20 protein-coding genes are annotated in these 15,653 nt (G+C 71.6%); 17 read left to right on the top strand and 3 right to left on the bottom strand.

Annotated features, from left to right (window positions below; all coding sequences use genetic code 11):
• Positions 1–399: 399 nt before the first annotated feature.
• Together AB0I73_RS29070 and AB0I73_RS29065 are read right to left on the bottom strand one after the other, a co-directional pair.
• Positions 400–1,110 (bottom strand): ATP-binding protein, encoded by a 711-nt coding sequence (locus AB0I73_RS29070; protein WP_363042218.1) that lies wholly within the window; start codon positions 1,108–1,110, stop codon positions 400–402.
• Entirely contained in the window at positions 1,107–1,865 is a 759-nt protein-coding gene (locus tag AB0I73_RS29065; RefSeq protein ID WP_363042216.1) for a GntR family transcriptional regulator, read from the bottom strand. The genes AB0I73_RS29070 and AB0I73_RS29065 overlap by 4 nt, the downstream gene beginning before the upstream one ends.
• A 360-nt stretch (positions 1,866–2,225) precedes the next feature.
• Here AB0I73_RS29065 and AB0I73_RS29060 point away from each other — a divergent pair, with 360 nt between their 5' ends.
• The 12 genes from AB0I73_RS29060 (at position 2,226) to AB0I73_RS29005 (ending at position 12,461) form a co-directional block, all read left to right on the top strand.
• Positions 2,226–2,825: a hypothetical protein gene (locus AB0I73_RS29060; protein WP_363042214.1), complete on the top strand. Its 600-nt coding sequence runs from the start codon at positions 2,226–2,228 to the stop codon at positions 2,823–2,825.
• A gap of 172 nt (positions 2,826–2,997) precedes the next feature.
• Complete coding sequence (locus AB0I73_RS29055) at positions 2,998–3,162, top strand: hypothetical protein (protein WP_363042212.1); 165 nt, start codon at positions 2,998–3,000, stop codon at positions 3,160–3,162.
• Positions 3,163–3,244: 82 nt separating this feature from the next.
• On the top strand, positions 3,245–3,430 hold the full coding sequence (locus tag AB0I73_RS29050; protein ID WP_363042210.1) for a hypothetical protein: 186 nt from the start codon (positions 3,245–3,247) through the stop codon (positions 3,428–3,430).
• 160 nt (positions 3,431–3,590) lie between these two features.
• Positions 3,591–3,893: a WhiB family transcriptional regulator gene (locus tag AB0I73_RS29045; RefSeq protein WP_363042208.1), complete on the top strand. Its 303-nt coding sequence runs from the start codon at positions 3,591–3,593 to the stop codon at positions 3,891–3,893.
• A gap of 64 nt (positions 3,894–3,957) precedes the next feature.
• Entirely contained in the window at positions 3,958–4,362 is a 405-nt protein-coding gene (locus tag AB0I73_RS29040; RefSeq protein WP_363042206.1) for a hypothetical protein, read from the top strand.
• A 240-nt stretch (positions 4,363–4,602) separates the two neighbouring features.
• Positions 4,603–6,324 carry a DUF2637 domain-containing protein gene (locus AB0I73_RS29035; RefSeq protein WP_363042204.1) on the top strand — a complete coding sequence of 574 codons (1,722 nt, stop codon included), beginning with the start codon at positions 4,603–4,605 and terminating at the stop codon, positions 6,322–6,324.
• Positions 6,325–6,438: 114 nt separating this feature from the next.
• On the top strand, positions 6,439–6,915 hold the full coding sequence (locus AB0I73_RS29030) for a hypothetical protein (protein WP_363042202.1): 477 nt from the start codon (positions 6,439–6,441) through the stop codon (positions 6,913–6,915).
• Complete coding sequence (locus AB0I73_RS29025; RefSeq protein WP_202279307.1) at positions 6,912–7,220, top strand: hypothetical protein; 309 nt, start codon at positions 6,912–6,914, stop codon at positions 7,218–7,220. The genes AB0I73_RS29030 and AB0I73_RS29025 overlap by 4 nt, the downstream gene beginning before the upstream one ends.
• Positions 7,221–7,770: 550 nt before the next feature.
• Positions 7,771–9,540 carry an ATP/GTP-binding protein gene (locus AB0I73_RS29020; protein WP_363042200.1) on the top strand — a complete coding sequence of 590 codons (1,770 nt, stop codon included), beginning with the start codon at positions 7,771–7,773 and terminating at the stop codon, positions 9,538–9,540.
• A gap of 18 nt (positions 9,541–9,558) precedes the next feature.
• A complete protein-coding gene (locus AB0I73_RS29015) occupies positions 9,559–9,978 on the top strand; it encodes a conjugal transfer protein TraB (protein WP_363042198.1) in 420 nt (139 codons plus the stop codon).
• 78 nt (positions 9,979–10,056) lie between these two features.
• Positions 10,057–12,201, top strand: a complete 2,145-nt coding sequence (locus tag AB0I73_RS29010; RefSeq protein WP_363042196.1) for a chromosome segregation protein ParM — start codon at positions 10,057–10,059, stop codon at positions 12,199–12,201.
• Positions 12,202–12,272: 71 nt separating this feature from the next.
• Positions 12,273–12,461 (top strand): hypothetical protein, encoded by a 189-nt coding sequence (locus AB0I73_RS29005; protein ID WP_202279311.1) that lies wholly within the window; start codon positions 12,273–12,275, stop codon positions 12,459–12,461.
• On the opposite strand, the gene AB0I73_RS29000 is transcribed toward AB0I73_RS29005, so the two are convergent.
• Complete coding sequence (locus AB0I73_RS29000; RefSeq protein ID WP_019329449.1) at positions 12,462–12,623, bottom strand: hypothetical protein; 162 nt, start codon at positions 12,621–12,623, stop codon at positions 12,462–12,464.
• Between the two features lie 152 nt (positions 12,624–12,775).
• Between AB0I73_RS29000 and AB0I73_RS28995 the strand changes: the two genes are divergently transcribed.
• The 5 genes from AB0I73_RS28995 (at position 12,776) to AB0I73_RS28975 (ending at position 15,521) form a co-directional block, all read left to right on the top strand.
• Positions 12,776–13,324, top strand: a complete 549-nt coding sequence (locus AB0I73_RS28995) for a hypothetical protein (RefSeq protein WP_363042193.1) — start codon at positions 12,776–12,778, stop codon at positions 13,322–13,324.
• A gap of 121 nt (positions 13,325–13,445) precedes the next feature.
• Positions 13,446–14,213 (top strand): hypothetical protein, encoded by a 768-nt coding sequence (locus tag AB0I73_RS28990; protein ID WP_363042191.1) that lies wholly within the window; start codon positions 13,446–13,448, stop codon positions 14,211–14,213.
• 49 nt (positions 14,214–14,262) lie between these two features.
• Positions 14,263–14,514, top strand: coding sequence for a hypothetical protein (locus AB0I73_RS28985; RefSeq protein WP_202279315.1), 252 nt, complete (start codon positions 14,263–14,265; stop codon positions 14,512–14,514).
• A gap of 109 nt (positions 14,515–14,623) precedes the next feature.
• Positions 14,624–14,863: a hypothetical protein gene (locus AB0I73_RS28980; RefSeq protein ID WP_363042189.1), complete on the top strand. Its 240-nt coding sequence runs from the start codon at positions 14,624–14,626 to the stop codon at positions 14,861–14,863.
• Between the two features lie 196 nt (positions 14,864–15,059).
• Positions 15,060–15,521 (top strand): RRQRL motif-containing zinc-binding protein, encoded by a 462-nt coding sequence (locus tag AB0I73_RS28975; RefSeq protein ID WP_363042187.1) that lies wholly within the window; start codon positions 15,060–15,062, stop codon positions 15,519–15,521.
• The last annotated feature ends 132 nt before the right edge of the window (positions 15,522–15,653 follow it).

The raw sequence follows: 15,653 nt of genomic DNA, 5'->3' as shown, positions 1-15,653 counted from the left end.
CCGCTTCCCACCGCTTCCACTGGCGCAGTAGGTCTTGCTCGCTTACGACCTGGTCGTCTGGGAGCCGGACCATCAACGCGCGCACTGCATCGGACTGCGACCAGTTACGAGCCGCGCGCTCATCCACCATCCGGCGAGCCCAGTCAGGACGCTCGTCAACCATCGCGATCCCCTTCCCCGTACGGTCCAGCGGCGCAGCCTGCGCCCCGACAGGGTGATGCCCGCGGAGCGGAAGCCGGCCCTTCTGCGGCCGAGCATGGCACGGCCTCTTGATCGCGCGGAGGTGACAAGTGGTGGTGACATTCCGAATGTCACCGGCCGATGTCACTTTCCGCAGTCGCAGGACCCGAGCACGGTCATGGTCAACAAGTGCCAGGAGCTGCGTGTGGGAGGTAGGGGTCAATGGGGGCCGCCATCCATGGGAGGACGTGTACGACGGAGCGCGGCCAGCACGGTCTCCGGGTGACCGTCGTACAGGATGTGCGGCTCATCGGCGGTCGGCGGGTGGAAGCGGCCCGCGTGCCTGAGGAGGTCTTCCTCGCTGAACTCGATGCTGTTCGCGTCGACCAGCGACTGCTCGTTGCGCTTCCGGATTCGGTCCCAGCGCACCTCATGCGGCACCGGCAAGTAGATGAGAACGGGCTCGCCGCCGGCCTCCATCACGGTCGCTGCCCATTGGGCTCGCTCTTCCGGAGTCCAGAAGCCGTGGTCGACCACGGTGTCGTGTCCGGCCGCCAGGAGGTCCTGGAGCTCAAGGGCGATGTCCTTGAGTACGGGCGCCTCCCGGACCCTGAACTCGCCGCGGGGGAAGTCCCTGCCGTAGTGGCCGTAGCGGCGGAACATCTCCTCATCAGGGCACAGGCGCCGGAAGTCGGCCTTCTCCAGGGCACGGGCGAGGGTTGTCTTGCCGGAGCCCTGGAGACCGGACATGAGGATCGCGCGAGGCGCGGGGCCCGGTCGGCCGGACAAAGCGGCGGAGGTGCGCGTGATCTCGAATCGTCCTTCCAGCGTGAGGGTGTCGGTGTGCTCGGCTCGAAGAAGCTGGCTGAGGCGGGTTTCGAGGCAGGAGACGAGCGTGTCGTCGAGGACGGCGACGTTCCGTGTGGTCACCGCTGCACCTCTGACGTCGTGCGTCGGGTGCGGCCCGGGGCGCCCAAGTCCACGCCGTACTCCAGCAGCTCGCCGTCGGCGTCCAGGAAGCGCGCGGTCAGCACGAGGATTGCCGCGACGGTGTCGGCCTCCAGCTCCAGGAGCTCGAGGTCGCGCTTTGTCGCGATGCGAGCTGTCTCCTCATCCACGCGCTTCACGACGTGCCGCCCGGTGGCCCGAGCGATCAAGTCGAGCGACAACCCGCCCTTGAGCCGCTCGCTCCGCGCCAGCTCGGGCACGGCCTGGGCGAACTCCGCCGGGATCCATGACGTGGAGTGGGAGACGATGCCGTGACCGTCTCGGTAGACACGGCTACGGCGAATCACGTCGTCACCAGCCGAAATGCCCAGCACGTCAGCAACGTCTTCGGGAGCTTCGACTATGCCGGCGGTGTGGCCGGACGACTTCTCGCCGACACCCCACGACGACTGCGTCTTGATGCTGCGGTCGTGACGCTCCGCCCCGGAGGACAGCGAGATCGGGCGCGCCAGCACCTCGGTGCCGACGCCCGGGATGCCCCGCACCAGCTTCTCTTCGCGCAGCAGTCGCATGGCCCGGTCCGCAGTGGCTGTGCTGACCTCCCACTCGGTTGCCAGCGTCTTGATGCTGGGCAGGAGGTCGCCCGGCGAGAGCTCCCCGGAGCTGATCAAGTCGCGGTAGTGGCCCGCGATGCGCGCGTACGGCGGCCGATTGTCGGCTCGGGGTGGCCCTGGCATGTGCCTTCGCCTCCTTCAAATTCCCTCTGGGTGCCTCACTATACCGCTTGACACCTGAGGATACCTGATGCAACCTGATGTATGTAGGGCGTCGGTGATCCTCCGGGAGCACCGAGCGAGCACCACCGCAAGACCGCAGTAGTCGTCCGCCCTTAGGGGCGGCCGGGGTAGTCCTCGGGTCACTGAGGGCGCGAGAGCACCATCGAACTCCCCCAGAGCCTGACGGCCGCGACGACTGTGTGCACGTCGCAGCGCTGTGCGCTGTCTGTCCTGCGGGACGCCGGCCTTATGCCGCGCGGCCCGGAGGGCGGAGAGAGCATCGCGACGCGCTCCCTGCCTCTCCGTCCGTGAGGAGTTCAGATGTCTGCTTCCACCCTTGAGCGCACCGCCCGTCCCCGCCGGAGCCGGATCCGCTCCCGGAGCGTCAACAGCCGCCCGGCGCTGACCCTCTCCACCCTCAAGCCCCACCAATACGACCTGCGCCCAGCCTGTGCGTCGCTGATCTGCCCCGACTGCAAGACGTGGGTGCCGATCACCGGCCTCCAGACCAAGAAGCCCAAGCTCGTGCCGCACGACACCGGCCGCGCGGGCAAGGACGCGGCCCTCCGCTGTCGCCTGGGCAGCAACCGCCTGGTCACCATCAACGTCACGGTCAGGAAGTGGGAGGAGCGCCTGACGGACGGCAACTCGGAGACCGTCCACCGCCGCCGGACCACCGTGCGACGCAAGCCGAAGGTCGCGGTTGCCCCGGCCGTCAGCCAGATCGCCGCGCAGAAGCAGACGGCGACGGGTGACGACGGCCGGCCCCTGTGGCTGCTGCGCGAGATGAAGTGGGCGTCGATCGAGTCGGCGGTCCGCGACGCCGACACCCGCCGCGCGGAGCCGCCCGCCGGTGACGCGCCGCTGGGGGCGCCGCCGGTACCGCTCAAGACGCTGCACCCCGAACGCCGCGCGAGCTGACCCGCTCCGGACGAACGACCACGGCCCCGGCCACCCCGCAGAGGGGTGGCCGGGGCCGTGGCTGCTCGTACAGCGGCCGCCTCCCCAACTGGGGAGTGAACGCGACAGCCCCAGGGATTAGGGCCCCGGGGACTGTCCAGGACCTGACTCGGAGGACCTGATGCAGCACAGCATGACACGCACCGCGCCGCAGCCGCGGGCCGGGATCATCGACGACATCGAGCGCGAGGACGACGACCAGGGCTACGAGCCCGAGGACGCCGCCCGCGTCGACGTTGCCCTGGTCCTCGTTCCCAACCTCGCGCCGGTGCCGGCCGGTTGGGAGGTGGCGGCGTGATTACCAGCCTCACCGACGCCGAACGCGAGGCGCTCTCGCAGAAGAACCGGGAGCAGAACAAGAGGTCAGAGGCCAACCGCCGATGAGCGCCCGCCCGACCGACGACCTGTTCGTCCGCTACATGCGCGCGTTCCAGGACTCCACCGAGCACACTGCCGACTGCCCGGCCTGCCAGGGCGAGACGCCGTGCGCGGAGGGGGTGCCGATCCACGATCGGTTCGCCCGCCTCCAGGACGCCTACACCGCACGCCAGAAGCAGCAGCGCTGATCCCCGGCCCTGCCCCGTCGCCCCCGCGCCTTCCCGGCCGGGGCCGGCGGAGAGCGCCGGGAGTTCCCGCCCGCTCCGGCCGTCCGGCCGCCGACACAGAACAGCCCCAGGGTGGCCGCCCTGGGGCTGTCTCCTGCACTGGACCTTCTGGGAGGCCCTGATGAATCGCAACTCCATCGTACGCACCCCGTACTACGGCGCCGTCTCCACCGCGGCCGCGCCCGAGCGTCCCCGCGCGGCCTGCGCCGACGAGGACCCGGAGCTGTTCTTCCCGATCGGGGACAGCGGCCCGGCCCTGCTCCAGGAGGAAGAGGCCAAGGCTGTCTGCCGTCGCTGCCCGCTGATGGAGTCCTGCCTCCAGGGCGCGCTGGAGCGCGGCGAGGCCGCCGGGGTATGGGGCGGGCTGTCCGAGAAGGAGCGCCGCTCCCTCAAGCGCCGCGCCGCCCGTAACCGCGCTGCCTGATCCGTTCTGGCGGCTGCCTGATCCGCCCGCACCGACCGCTGCACCACGACGGCCAGGACGGGCGGTGAAGGGGGGCCGGACAGCCCGGACCGACAGTCGAGGGAGGCCCCATGGCCACGACGATGACCCCGCTCCGCCCGGCACGGAAGCCGCCGCCCAGGCCGCCGCTTTCGCGATCTTCGGCAGTGACATCCCGCCGATCGGGCCGGAGGACTACAGCGGCAGCTGGCGCACCACCCTCCACGTCATCGCGGAGGAGTGGGTGGGTGAGGGCCGCTTCGAACGGCACACCGCCCGCACCGCGGCCGCGCTCAACGAGCTGTTCGCCACGCAGAAGCTGTACGGCGTCGGCTCGCCCGAGGCACTCGGCGACGGCAGCAGGCTCCAGCCGCTGATCGACCGGTGCCGGCACTTCGGCATCACCACCGCCGACCTCGAGCGGCACGGCGCGCAGTTCCCCGAGAGCTGACTTCGCGCCCGCCCGGCGGGAGCCGCATCGAGTTTCGAGCCCGCCCCGCGACGCTTCGCGAGACCGGCCGCCCGCCACCCGGGCCGCCGGCCTTTTCGTGCGCGCGGAGCGGGTAGAGCCGGTGCCAGCTTCGTGATCACCCGCCCGCACCGACCGCCGCTTCGGGAACGCGCCGCCGCGTTTCGGGAGCAGCCCCCGCCGTTTCGCGCACGCCCTGAACGACCCCCTCCGGAGGCACGCATGACGATCACCGACTGGCCGCGCACCGCGGTCGAACCCGACTCCGAGACGGACGCACCGGCCGCCGTTTCGGGAACGCCCAGGCCGGTTTCGCGGACGACCGGCACCGTTTCGGATGCGCCGGAGTTCGTTTCGGAGACGGAAAGCGGAACCGGAACCAAACCCTCCCTGGCGAAGCTGACCGGCACCCAGAAGTGGACGGCCGCAGCGATCGTCATCGCCGCGCTCGCCCTCGCGGGCATCGGCCTGTACCTGTCCTTCGAGCACGTCGCCCAGTTCGCCTTCACCGAGCTGCGCTTCGGCTCGCTGGGCAAGGGCCAGCTGTTCGCGGTCGGCGTCGACGTCGGCATCATGGTGATGATCGCGGTCGACCTGCTGATGGCCTGGCTCAAGCGCCCCATCAGCTGGATCCGTTACCCGGTGTGGCTGCTGACCGCCGCGACGGTCGTCCTCAATGCCGCCTCCGGCGCCCCGGAGGGCGCCTGGAAGCTGCTGGACTACGTCGCCGCCGGCGCCCACGGCGTCGTGCCGGTCCTCTTCATCATGGTGGTGGAGCTGGGCCGCACCGCGATCGACCGCGTCCTCCGGCCTGACCAGGAAGAACGCGACTCGATCCCGTGGCTGCGGTGGATCCTCGCCCCGGTCGCGACCGCCCGGATCTTCCGCCGGATGCGGCTGTGGGGCGTCACCTCCTACCCGGAGATGATCCGCCGCGACCAGCAGCTCATCGCCTACGAGCAGTGGCTCAAGCGCAAGTACAAGGGCGACATCTCCAAGGCCAGCGAGGATGAGCTGCTGCCGATGAAGATGGCCCCCTACGGCTACACCGTCGACCAGGCCCTGGCCATGCCCGATGAGCAGGACCAGGCAGCCCAGGAGCGGGAGGAGGAAGCCGAACGCCGGCGCCTGGACGCGGAGACACGCAGTGAGGTCGCCCAGGCGGAGTCCGAAGCCGAGCGGCTGCGCGCCAAGGGCAAGGTGGAGGCGGTCCGCGCGGAGGTCGACGGCCAGACCGGACAGGCCCGCGCTCACGCCCGAGCTCAGGTCAGCGCCGCAGAGCGGGCCGCCGCACTGGAGCAGGAGGCGCTGGACCAGGCCGTCATGGCCGAAGCCCGAGCCCGTGAGGCGGAGGCGGAGCGCAAGGAGGCCGACGAGCGCGAGGCGAAGGCCGAAGCGGACCTTCGCGCGGCGGACCTGGAGCGGCAGGCAGCCGAGAAGCGGAAGGAAGCGGCGGAGGCCGACCGGGTCGCCGCGGCGGAGGCACAGGCGATCGAGACCCAGACCATCGCCGAAGCCCGCGAGGCTGCTGCCGAAGCGAACCGGCGTGCTGCCGAAACGGAGAGGGCTGCTGCCGAAACGCAGCGCGCCACCGCCGAAGCCGCTCGCAAGGAGGCTGAGGAGGAGCGCCTCCGGGAGGTCGCGCTCGCCGACGCCGCGCGCGCCAAGCAGGAAGCCGCCGAAGCCGAGCGGGCCGCCGCCGAAACGCGGCGGGCTGCTGCCGAAATCGAGCGGCGCGCGGTCGAAGCCGAGGACGTCGCGAAGCTCAAGCCGCGCGAGCGGGCGGTCCGCCGGGTCGCCCGGATGATCCTCGCGGCCGGCGGCGACGCCGACCGGCTGCCGCTGGCCGACATCCAGCACGAGCTGGCGGTCACCTCGCCCGGCACCGCCTCGGAGTACCGCCAGGAGGCAGCCGAGCTGCTCGCCGGCGGCTACCGCCCCTGACCCACCGTCCGGCACACACCAGTGAGGGCCAGCCCGAAGGAAGCGGGCTGGCCCTCGCTGCGACTGCCGGAAGCAGTCACAGCCCCACCAGTACACCAGGAGGGAATCCCCGCCGTGAACAGCAACAACGACCCGAACTACTCCCCTCTGCGCGACGTCGCACAGAGCCCGGAGGCAACCGCCCGGTACCTGGCCGACGTTCAGCGGGTCCTGCTGGACATCGGCAAGAACCTGGAGACCCTCGCGATCGAGACCCGCCTCCACCTGCGCAAGACGCACGTGGAGGGCGACCGCTGGTACCACGCCAGGCTGCGCGCGATGCCCGTCGAAAAGGCCCTCGGGAACGTGCTCAAGAACCTGAACAACCTCACCGACGGCCTGGAAAAGAGCGCCTATAAGCGTCGCGCTCACGACGAGACCGTGGTGAATACGGCAAAGGGAAGGAAGGAAAAGGAGCTGGAAAGGCAGCGTAAGAAGAACCCGCAGCCGCTCCAGGCCGCACCGAATCCGCCGCAGCAAGATGCACAGAGCCAGAATCTCGGCTATGGTGGTCCCACGTCGATTTACGACATGGGTCGGGAGTCGGCGTGAACCGCCCCCTCAGCAGCGCCGAACGCTCCGCACAGCGGCGCCAGAACTGGCTGAAGGAAGAGGCGACGAAAGCCCGCGAATCTCGCGGCGAGGCAGGGCAGATGGAATTCTGGCTCCGCCTGGCACGATCCCGAATGGCCAAGGACGTTAAAGCCGGTCGCGGCGACGTCTACTCCGGATTCGCGCTGATCTGCCGCCTGTTCATCACGGCGATGGACCAGCGCGTGGAGGGCAACGGACGGATCTGGAACGACCTGCTGCAGTACGCGGAGCAGGTCGTGGCGAAGCACCCCCCGCGTCACTGAACGTCACCAGCGAAGGCCCCGCCGGACTCCGGCGGGGCCTCGCGCGCGTAAAGCGTGCACACGTGCACGTGCACACGCGTGCACACAAGACCCCACGCTCTGTCAAGTCCCAGGAGGGAGGCGCACCGTGTCCGATGAGGACGGCACCGGGACCTTGGTCCAAGGCCCCTGGAGCGGTGATTCCACGTACGTGCCACCGCCGATCCCGGATTACGGCGACACCATTCCGCCGCCGGAAGACATTCCCCCGGCTCCCCCGGAATCGCCGGAAGAGACGACAATGGAACTGCCGACGATTCCGGCTGCCCCGGACCCGTCGACGGCCTTGCGTTCCGAAGGGATTACGGCGCCGGAAACCGGTGAAGATGACGGCGAATACGAGGAAGGCGAATACGAGCAGCCTCGTTCTCTCGCTGACCGTCTCGGTGACTGGCTGGAATTCCGGCTGGAAAGGGCGCGGGCGCTCCATGAAGGCGAAGCGCCTTTCCGCGAGGCCGAAATAGCGCGGAAGGCTGCGCTACTGGAAGGCCGCACCGCGCAGGAAGTCGCGATGATGGAGCAGAACGGAAAGCTCCACGCCGCGATGATGAAAGCGAAGGGCGACAAGGCGGCGGCACGCGGAAAGGCGGACGCCGACCGCGCGAAGTCGTCCGCCTCCGGCCTGGGGTCGGACAAGGGCCGCTCGAAGGCCGGCGGCGGGGGCGGGTCCTCGCGCGGCGGGGGCGGCAACGGGCCGTCCCGCAACAACTCCGGCTCGGGAGCGAACCGGTCCGGGGCCTCACGCGGCTCCAACTCCGGCGGCCCCGGCGGTCGTTCCGGCTCCGGATCGACCGGGGGCAGCGGAGGCGGCAAGGGCGGCGCGAAGGGCTCTCAGTCGGGCTCTGGCGGCCGCGCAGCCGGTTCCGGGCGCAGCGGTTCGTCCGGGGGCTCGAAAGGCTCTCAGACGGGCTCTGGCGGCTCTGGCCGGAGCAGCGGCTCGAAGGGTGACGGCGGTCGGACGCAGCAGGGTCCGGCGTCCAGTGCTCGGGCCGAGCGGGCCCGCAGCCGCCAGGAGCGCGCCGGGGTCCGGCAGGCCGGGCGGCAGGAGCGGCGCAGCGCCGGGCACGCCGCCGGCGTCGCGGACCGGTCCAAGGGCCGCGACCAGGCCCGCGCCCAGCGGCAGCAGGCCTGGGAGGACCGCCGCGCGAAGCGGCAGGAGCGCGACGCAGCGCGGAAGGCGAAGCGGGAAGCCGCCGCGTCGGCCACGCCGGGCCGCACCACGTTGGGCCAGGCCGTGGGCGAGGAAGCCCAGCGCCGCTGGGACAAACGCCGCGCCGACGCGGAGGCCGCGAAGGCCGCGAAGGCCGGCACCGAGAAGGTGAACCTGTCCAAGGACAAGGACTCCAAGGGCAAGGGCACCGACGGCAAGGGCGGAAAGACCGCCAAGGAAGGCTCGGACGGGGCCTCCAGCACCGCGAAGGACGGCAAGGCGACCGATGAACCGGGCAAGGACTCCACGGCCGGTGACGGGGCGTCTGACGGTTCGAAGAAGCGGCGGCGGTTCCGGCGTCGGCGCACCGGCGGCACGGGCCGGGCCGAACGGCGCGGACGTACCCGCCGCACCGGTCGCACCGGCCGGACGGGGCGCGGTCGTACGGGTCGTGCCGGTCGGCGCGGCCGCCCGGCGGACAGCCCGTTCGGCGCGGAGGACTCCACCCCGACGGTGGAGTGGCCCGACCGGCCCACCCGCCCGCCGCGCACCGACGCCAAGGGCGAGGACGACATCGTCGACGCGGACATCGTCCCCGACGGGCCCACAGCCGTCACGACCGGCGTGAAGGGCCTGCCGCCCGCGCCGGAGCCGCACACCGCACGGCCCGGCACCAGCCGGCCCGGCACGGAAGGGAGCAACGTGAGCAGCTCGGAAGTCAGCAGGCCGTCCGGGCAGAGCGGCCTGGCCGCCCAGCACCGCACGGACATCACGTTCGACGAGTTCCTGATGGAGATGGCGAACATCGCCATCCAGGCCGGCATGAACCAGGAGCGCGCCGAAGCCCTAGCGGAGGCACTGACCAAGGTCGCCGACGCCCTGCGGGACATGGCCACCGACCTGATCAGCGACCACAACGTCTCCACGCAGGTCACCGACCTGATCACGGACCTCGCCGACGCCGCAGCCCGTATGAAGCAGCAGGCCGAACGGTGTGCCGAGCAGTGCGGCATCGCCAAGGAGGCCGCCACGCTCGCGGCCGCCATGGTCGCCCGCGTCTACGGCCAGGACATGGCCGCCAAGGAAGACGCGGGCCTGAAGTACGCGTCGGCCGCCGCCCACCACGACTAAGCACGGAGGACCCCGCTGATGAGCAGCGATCTCGCACCCCGCAACACCAGCGCAGCGCCTGCCCCGGCCGACGGCGACAACCGCTACAAGGCCGTCCAGGCCAAACTCCTCAAGCTGGGCAAGGCCATGGACGACGCCACCCTCGAACTGGAGGGGCTGCGGCGCAGCATGCAGGCCAACGCCTCCCGCACCGAGGACGTGGCCCGCGACATCGCCAATGCCGACCTGGACGTGAAGTTCGTGGAGCTGACCAACAACGTGGCCGTCGCCCTGGGCGGTGCCGCCACCCAGGTCCGCAAGTTGGCTGACACAGCGGAGGAGACCGCCGACCTCACCCACCAGGCCCGGCGCACCCACTCCAAGCTCTACGGCGCGCTGGACGACATCCGCTCCAACCGGCGCGAGAAGACCCCCAAGCCGGCCTTCTTCAACCGCTGACCCCACTCCCCCACCCCGCCACGGGCGGCCCCGCAGCTTCCGCGGGGCCGCCCGTGCCCGTTCCCGAAGGAGAAGCCGGTGACCACGCCGCGCAGTGTCGCGCTTGAGCGCCTCGCCTACACCCTCGCCGCGCCCGTGCTGGCCGTGGCCCCGAACCTCTACCCCGACAGCCCCGTCAACTCCGTCGTGCAGCTGGCCGGCGCCGCCGGGATCGGCGGCATCTTCCTCGCCGCCAAGAGCGATGAGACCGGCGCCGGACGCAAGATCCTGCGCTGGACCCCGCTGGTCCTGGCCGCCGCCGTCGACGTCGCCGCCGGGCACACCACCGGCTTCGGCCCGTACTGGCTGGACGGACTGCTCGCAGCCGGATGGGCGGCGGCCGGCTCCTTCGTGCTGCCGTTCTCCCGCCACGCCCGCCGCCGTCACCGCCCCGCGCTCGCCGCCCCAGCCCCGCAGCCGGCGCCCGCCCAGGCCGCGGAGCCGACCGTGGCGCAGCCGGACGACGGAGCCGACCAGCTCACCCGCGAGGCGCGGATGCTGTGGGAGCGCGCCGGGATGCCCGCCCGCACCCACGTCGTCAAGGCCACCCGGCACACCGCCATGCGCCACGACCTCACCCTGCTACTGCGCGCCTCGGAGACCGGGCGGCCGATCACCGGCCTCTCCCCCGAGATCGTCGGAGCCGCGTTCGGCGTGTCCGCGGCCGACGTCACCCTCGCGGACGTCGCCATCCAGCCCGGCCGCCAGGGCGGACCCGGCTGGATGGAGGCCCTCATCACCCCGGAGGCCAACGCCCGGCGGCGCACCAAGCCGACCGACCAGGAGCGCTGGATCGACCGGGTCGCCGGCCCCAAGGGCGGCGCCCCCGGCTCCGAGCTGGTCCACAAGACCCGCGACAACGAGCGCGGGGTGACCTTCTACCGGGCGAAGATGAGCGACTCCACCGAGTCCCCGCGCATCGACCTGCCCAAGGTCTGCCGCGCGCTGGACCTGCCCGAGGACGACTCCTGCGTGTTCGTCCTCATCGACGGCTCGGAGTTCCTGATCAGCGCGTTCGACACCCCGCCGCTTAGCGCGATCTTCCCCGCCACCCGCGAGCTGCTCACCCCGGACGCCAAGGGCATGTACGTGTGCGGGTTCACCATCACCGGCCAGCCGGTGAAGACCATGGTGTACCAGCACGACAAGAACGCCCCGGCCCACGGCCTCACCCTCGGAGTGTCCCGCTCCGGCAAGACGCAGTTCTTCGCGATCAACATGGCCGCCCAGTCCCTGGACAGCCAGGTGGTGTGGCTGTCCACCGTCCGCAAGGACGAGAAGACCACCGTGCTCGGGAAGTACATCGACCGGCAGGGCTCGAACGCCCTGTGGATGGCCCGCTCCCTGCGGGCGGCGAAGGCGCTGTGCGAGATCAGGGCGGAGATGCCCTGGCCGCACGACGGCCAGCCGCACGACTACAAGCCGGGCGACACCCGCTGCCCGTACCGGCAGCTCAACGTGTACGCGGATGAGTTCATGACCGCCGCCCAGGACTCGGACTTCGGCGAGTTCATCCAGAAGGACGGCGAGGACCTCACGGTCACCGGGCTGAAGTACGGCATCGGCTTCAACCCGGCCGGCCAGTCGCCGTTCGCGCACAACGGGTTCTCCACGGAGATGAAGGACAACCTGCGGCAGAACAGCCGCCCGGTCATCTTCAACATGGGTTCGCCCGGCGCCACCCGCAAGGCGGCGGAAGGCACCATGGAGAACGCCTACGACGTGCCGACCATCCCGGCCCGCTACTCCCGCAGCGAAGGCTCCGCGATCGAGCGGGCCATGCGCGGCGAGGCCGACCCGGAGAACGGCGTCTCCACGGGCGGCGTCGCCGTCATCGTCCTCGACAACGGCCGCGCCGTGCTCATGCGGTCGCTGTACGCCGACTTCGACACCGACCTCTCCCGGCTGTTCCCCGACGAGGTCAACCGGCTCACCGACTACGAGATCAGCGAGCTGGAGAAGCGCGGCCTGTGGTTCGACTGGAACGAGCCCGTGCGGCCCGGCGAGTTCTGGCCCGAGCCCGACGAGGACGACGAGGGCGAGGGCCGCTCCCGCCGGCGCGGCGGCGGAGGCGGCGGCAAGGGCGGAGGCGGGCGCGGCTCCAAGAGCGGCAACCGCCGCTCCGAGCAGGTCGCCTCTCCCCGCCAGGCGCTGGAGGCCATCAAGAGCCTCACCGACGCCTGATCACACCCATCCCCGGGGTCGGCCTGCCCGAGCACGGCCGGCCCCACCCGATGTGAAGGAGCACCACCACCGTGGCCCTGTCCATCTCCGCCGCCGTGCTGCTGGGCATCATCGTCTTCGTCCTGGTCAAGGGCGGCTACGTCCGCGTCGGCTCCGCGCTGGCCTGCACGCTGTTCGGCTTCACCCTCGCCGCGACCGGCCTGGCCCCGACCATCAACAGCGGCCTCGCCTCGCTCGCCGGACTGATCTCCAGCCTCTGACTACGCCTCCGTCCACGGCGGGTCAGGGGTGTAGTTGAGCCCGTCGCAGAAACGGCAGTCCCACTCCGCGGGCACTTCCCACTTGTCGACCCAGAAGCCGACCTGCTTGCCCACGAAGTAGTTGTCCCCGCCGCACCATCCGCACTCGAAGACGAACTCCACTCGATCCCCTTCCCCGCGCCTGATGGTCCGAGGATGCCCGGGACACGGGTGCGCTGATACCCAAACGCCCACTCCCCCGCTACACAACGCCGAAGGGCGCCGCCGGAGACCATCCCGGCGGCGCCCTTCGGCGTCCCCTGCTTGGAGTCCCGATGTCCCATGCCTCGCTCTCCCCCGCTATAGACCACCCCGCCCCGACCACCCCGGCCGCGCCGCCGGCGGAACTGAGCCTCGAGGAACGCCTCACCCTCGTGAACGCGGCGATGACCGCGCGCCTGGACGAAGCGGCCGTCGCCTACGAGGTCAACACCGCGCACATCCCCACCGAGCCCGTGGACCTGGGCGACGTCGTCACCATCCCGTTGACCCCGACGCTCCAGCCACCGCCGGAGTCCTACCCGACCCCGATCGCCGCCCTTCTGCAGCGCGCCCACCACCGGCTGCTCACCGGCGGCTGGTGCTCCGGCGCCCTGGTCGACGAGGACGGCGCCCGCTGCATGCTCGGAGCCATCCGAGCCGAGGCCCGCGGCGACAGCGGCCTGGAAGCCAGCGCCGCCTCCGTGCTCCTGGACACGATCCGCCGCACGTTCGGCGACGGCGTCGACTCTGTGCCGTCCTTCAACGACGCCCACGGATCGGCCCGCGTCCCACTCCGCATGGTCGACCAGGCCGCCCACCTCGCCGACGCCCGCGGCCTGTAACCGCTCCGGGTCCCCTGCCTCGCGCCCGAACCCCGCCTGCCCGGGGGCCGGAGCGGGGGCAGGCCACCCGGCCGGACACCCACGCGCACCACCGACTTCCCAGCCGAAGGAGCGACTCCGCATGTCCCACAACGACAGGCAGATGAACGGCCAGCACCGCCCGAACAACATCCTCGACCAGTTCGAACTGTCCCCGGCCCGCAAGGGCAAGCAGCGCCTGACGCGGCTGCGCACCGCGTGGCGCAAGTCCTGGGAGGAGGGCGGCTTCCTCCACCAGCGGTGGGAGGAGGTCGGCCAGGCCCGGCACGCCAGCTGGCACGAGGTCGCCAACTGGATCAAGACGGCCGCGCTGTTCGGCGGACTCAGCCTCATCGTGCTGATGCTGGACGCCGCCGGCGACATCACCTCCGCCGCACTCAAGGGCCTCTCCAACGTCCCGGCCACCAGCGCCAGCGACGGCAGCGGGCTGTGGGGCATGGTCGACCACCCCGTCCGCGTGTTCCTCGCCGACCAGGCCGCGCACCTCGCCGTCGCCCCCGCCGCCCTGTACGCGTTCTGGCAACTGACCGGGCTGCTCGGGCTGGTCGGTGGGTTCTTCGGCAATGCCGGCGCCCGCATCGCCTGGGTGCTGTTCGGCATCGGCAGCCTCGCCATGATCTGGTCCGCCGCCCCGGCCGGGGGCCGCGCCGCCGCCACCGGGCTCTCCGCCCTCATGTGGGCACTGGCCAGCATCTTCGCCCTGCGCGGCCTGACCCTGCGGCCCATCGTCCACAACCACCCGCCGCAGTACCAGTTCAGCCCCGCGCTCCACCTGCACGCCACGATCCCCGCCCCCACCCCGGCGGGCGACGACCACGGCCCCGACAACGTCCACCCGCTCCAGCGCTGACCCCGCACTCGCACTGTCCGGCACCGCCACCACGCACCGAAGGAATCCCATGAAGACACAGCTCGAACAGACCGAGTTCTGGGTCGGCACCTTCCACGGGAGCCACGACGGCCTCCCCGCCAAGGTCACCGCGACCCGCGACGACACCCGCCCCGAGCCCTTCGCCTGGACGTGCACGTGCGGCGCGTCCCGCTCCTTCCCCACCGAGCACGGCGTGTTCCCCACCGCCTGGCGGCACACCCACCCGACTCGCTTCGACCGGCTGCGGTCGTGGGCCACCCGCCTGTTCACCGCCCGCTGACCTGACGCTCTGCCTGGCCCTCGCCCGCCCCGCACCCGGGGCCGACGAGGACCGGACAGGCCGCCCGGCCGCACGCACCACCCCGCCCACGAGAGAAGGAGACCCCGTCTTGGCGAAAGTCCCGACCGTCATAGGAGTGCTCACCGAGCCCCCGGCTCCGACCTGGTGGAAGGTCAACCGCCACAAGATCTTCGGCGTCACCGGGCTGCTGATCGGCTACCTGATCGGCACCCACCTGCACGGGGCCCCCGAGCAGCAGCCGGACACGCCCCGGCCGGGCCACACCACGCCCGCGTCGGCCACGCCCGGTGAGCACCCCACGCGCACGGCCCACAGCCTCGCCGCATAACCCAGCCGCACCACCCGCTGCGCCCCGCCGACACCAGCACGACGTCGGCGGGGCGCAGCGCTGTCCCCCGACGACTGGAGGAACTGCTCATGCTCATCCCCTGCCCCCGCCGCCGGATCGGCCGGCCCCGCCCACAGCGTCCCGGCCCCCGCTACCCGCACCGCCCCGACCGGCTGCCCGGCGCCTGGAGCAGGTGATGCCGCGCCCGAGGAAGAAGCCCCGCCGCGAGGTGAAACGGGTGCCGCGCAGTGACGCGACACTGCCGGAGTTCGACCGGCGCGCTTGTCCCAAGGGCCTGGTCACCCGGCGGCAGTTACGCGAGCGCGGACTGAGCCCCGGCGGGCACGGCCCGGTCGCGGTGCTGCGCTGCAGGGCGTGCGCCTACCGGCCCGACCAGTCATGCATCCACCCCACCCGGGCCTGGCTCTACAGCGTGGAGCTCGCCCGGCCGAAGCGGGTGCCGACGCTCGCGCAGGAAGAAGCGCTGGACCGGGCGATGGCCGCGAGGTCCACGTGCCCCCGGTGCCGCCGCAGGTACTACTTCTGCCTCCCGCTGCGCACTCAGGGCGTCTGTGACCCCTGCGACAAGGGCTACGAGCCCAGCCCCGACACCTACATGACGTTCACGGCCCCGGTCGCCCACCGGCTGGCCGCATAGCGCGGGCGGCCGCAGCACCGGCAAGGGCCGGCTGCCCGCTCCCTCACCCCTGCGAGATCAGGAGAAGCCCAGCATGACGCATCGCTCCGCCCTCTTCGCCGCCGTCCTCGGTTTCGGCCGCGCCGGGTCGAA

It is taken from the genome of Streptomyces sp. NPDC050388 (assembly GCF_040655635.1).
Taxonomy (GTDB): domain Bacteria; phylum Actinomycetota; class Actinomycetes; order Streptomycetales; family Streptomycetaceae; genus Streptomyces.
Note: the sequence above shows the minus strand (reverse complement) of the source record. Positions and strands in the feature narration are given on the sequence as shown.

What these genes read in the sequence shown, in the direction of transcription:
- AB0I73_RS29045 (WP_363042208.1), top strand. Translation starts at nt 3,591, where the DNA reads ATGAATCGCAACTCCATCGTACGCACCCCGTACTACGGCGCCGTCTCC.
- AB0I73_RS29035 (WP_363042204.1), top strand. Translation starts at nt 4,603, where the DNA reads ATGACGATCACCGACTGGCCGCGCACCGCGGTCGAACCCGACTCCGAG.
- AB0I73_RS28990 (WP_363042191.1), top strand. Translation starts at nt 13,446, where the DNA reads ATGTCCCACAACGACAGGCAGATGAACGGCCAGCACCGCCCGAACAAC.
- AB0I73_RS28995 (WP_363042193.1), top strand. Translation starts at nt 12,776, where the DNA reads ATGTCCCATGCCTCGCTCTCCCCCGCTATAGACCACCCCGCCCCGACC.
- AB0I73_RS29065 (WP_363042216.1), bottom strand. Translation starts at nt 1,865, where the DNA reads ATGCCAGGGCCACCCCGAGCCGACAATCGGCCGCCGTACGCGCGCATC.
- AB0I73_RS28985 (WP_202279315.1), top strand. Translation starts at nt 14,263, where the DNA reads ATGAAGACACAGCTCGAACAGACCGAGTTCTGGGTCGGCACCTTCCAC.
- AB0I73_RS29020 (WP_363042200.1), top strand. Translation starts at nt 7,771, where the DNA reads ATGATGGAGCAGAACGGAAAGCTCCACGCCGCGATGATGAAAGCGAAG.
- AB0I73_RS29060 (WP_363042214.1), top strand. Translation starts at nt 2,226, where the DNA reads ATGTCTGCTTCCACCCTTGAGCGCACCGCCCGTCCCCGCCGGAGCCGG.
- AB0I73_RS29050 (WP_363042210.1), top strand. Translation starts at nt 3,245, where the DNA reads ATGAGCGCCCGCCCGACCGACGACCTGTTCGTCCGCTACATGCGCGCG.
- AB0I73_RS29015 (WP_363042198.1), top strand. Translation starts at nt 9,559, where the DNA reads ATGAGCAGCGATCTCGCACCCCGCAACACCAGCGCAGCGCCTGCCCCG.
- AB0I73_RS28975 (WP_363042187.1), top strand. Translation starts at nt 15,060, where the DNA reads ATGCCGCGCCCGAGGAAGAAGCCCCGCCGCGAGGTGAAACGGGTGCCG.
- AB0I73_RS29055 (WP_363042212.1), top strand. Translation starts at nt 2,998, where the DNA reads ATGACACGCACCGCGCCGCAGCCGCGGGCCGGGATCATCGACGACATC.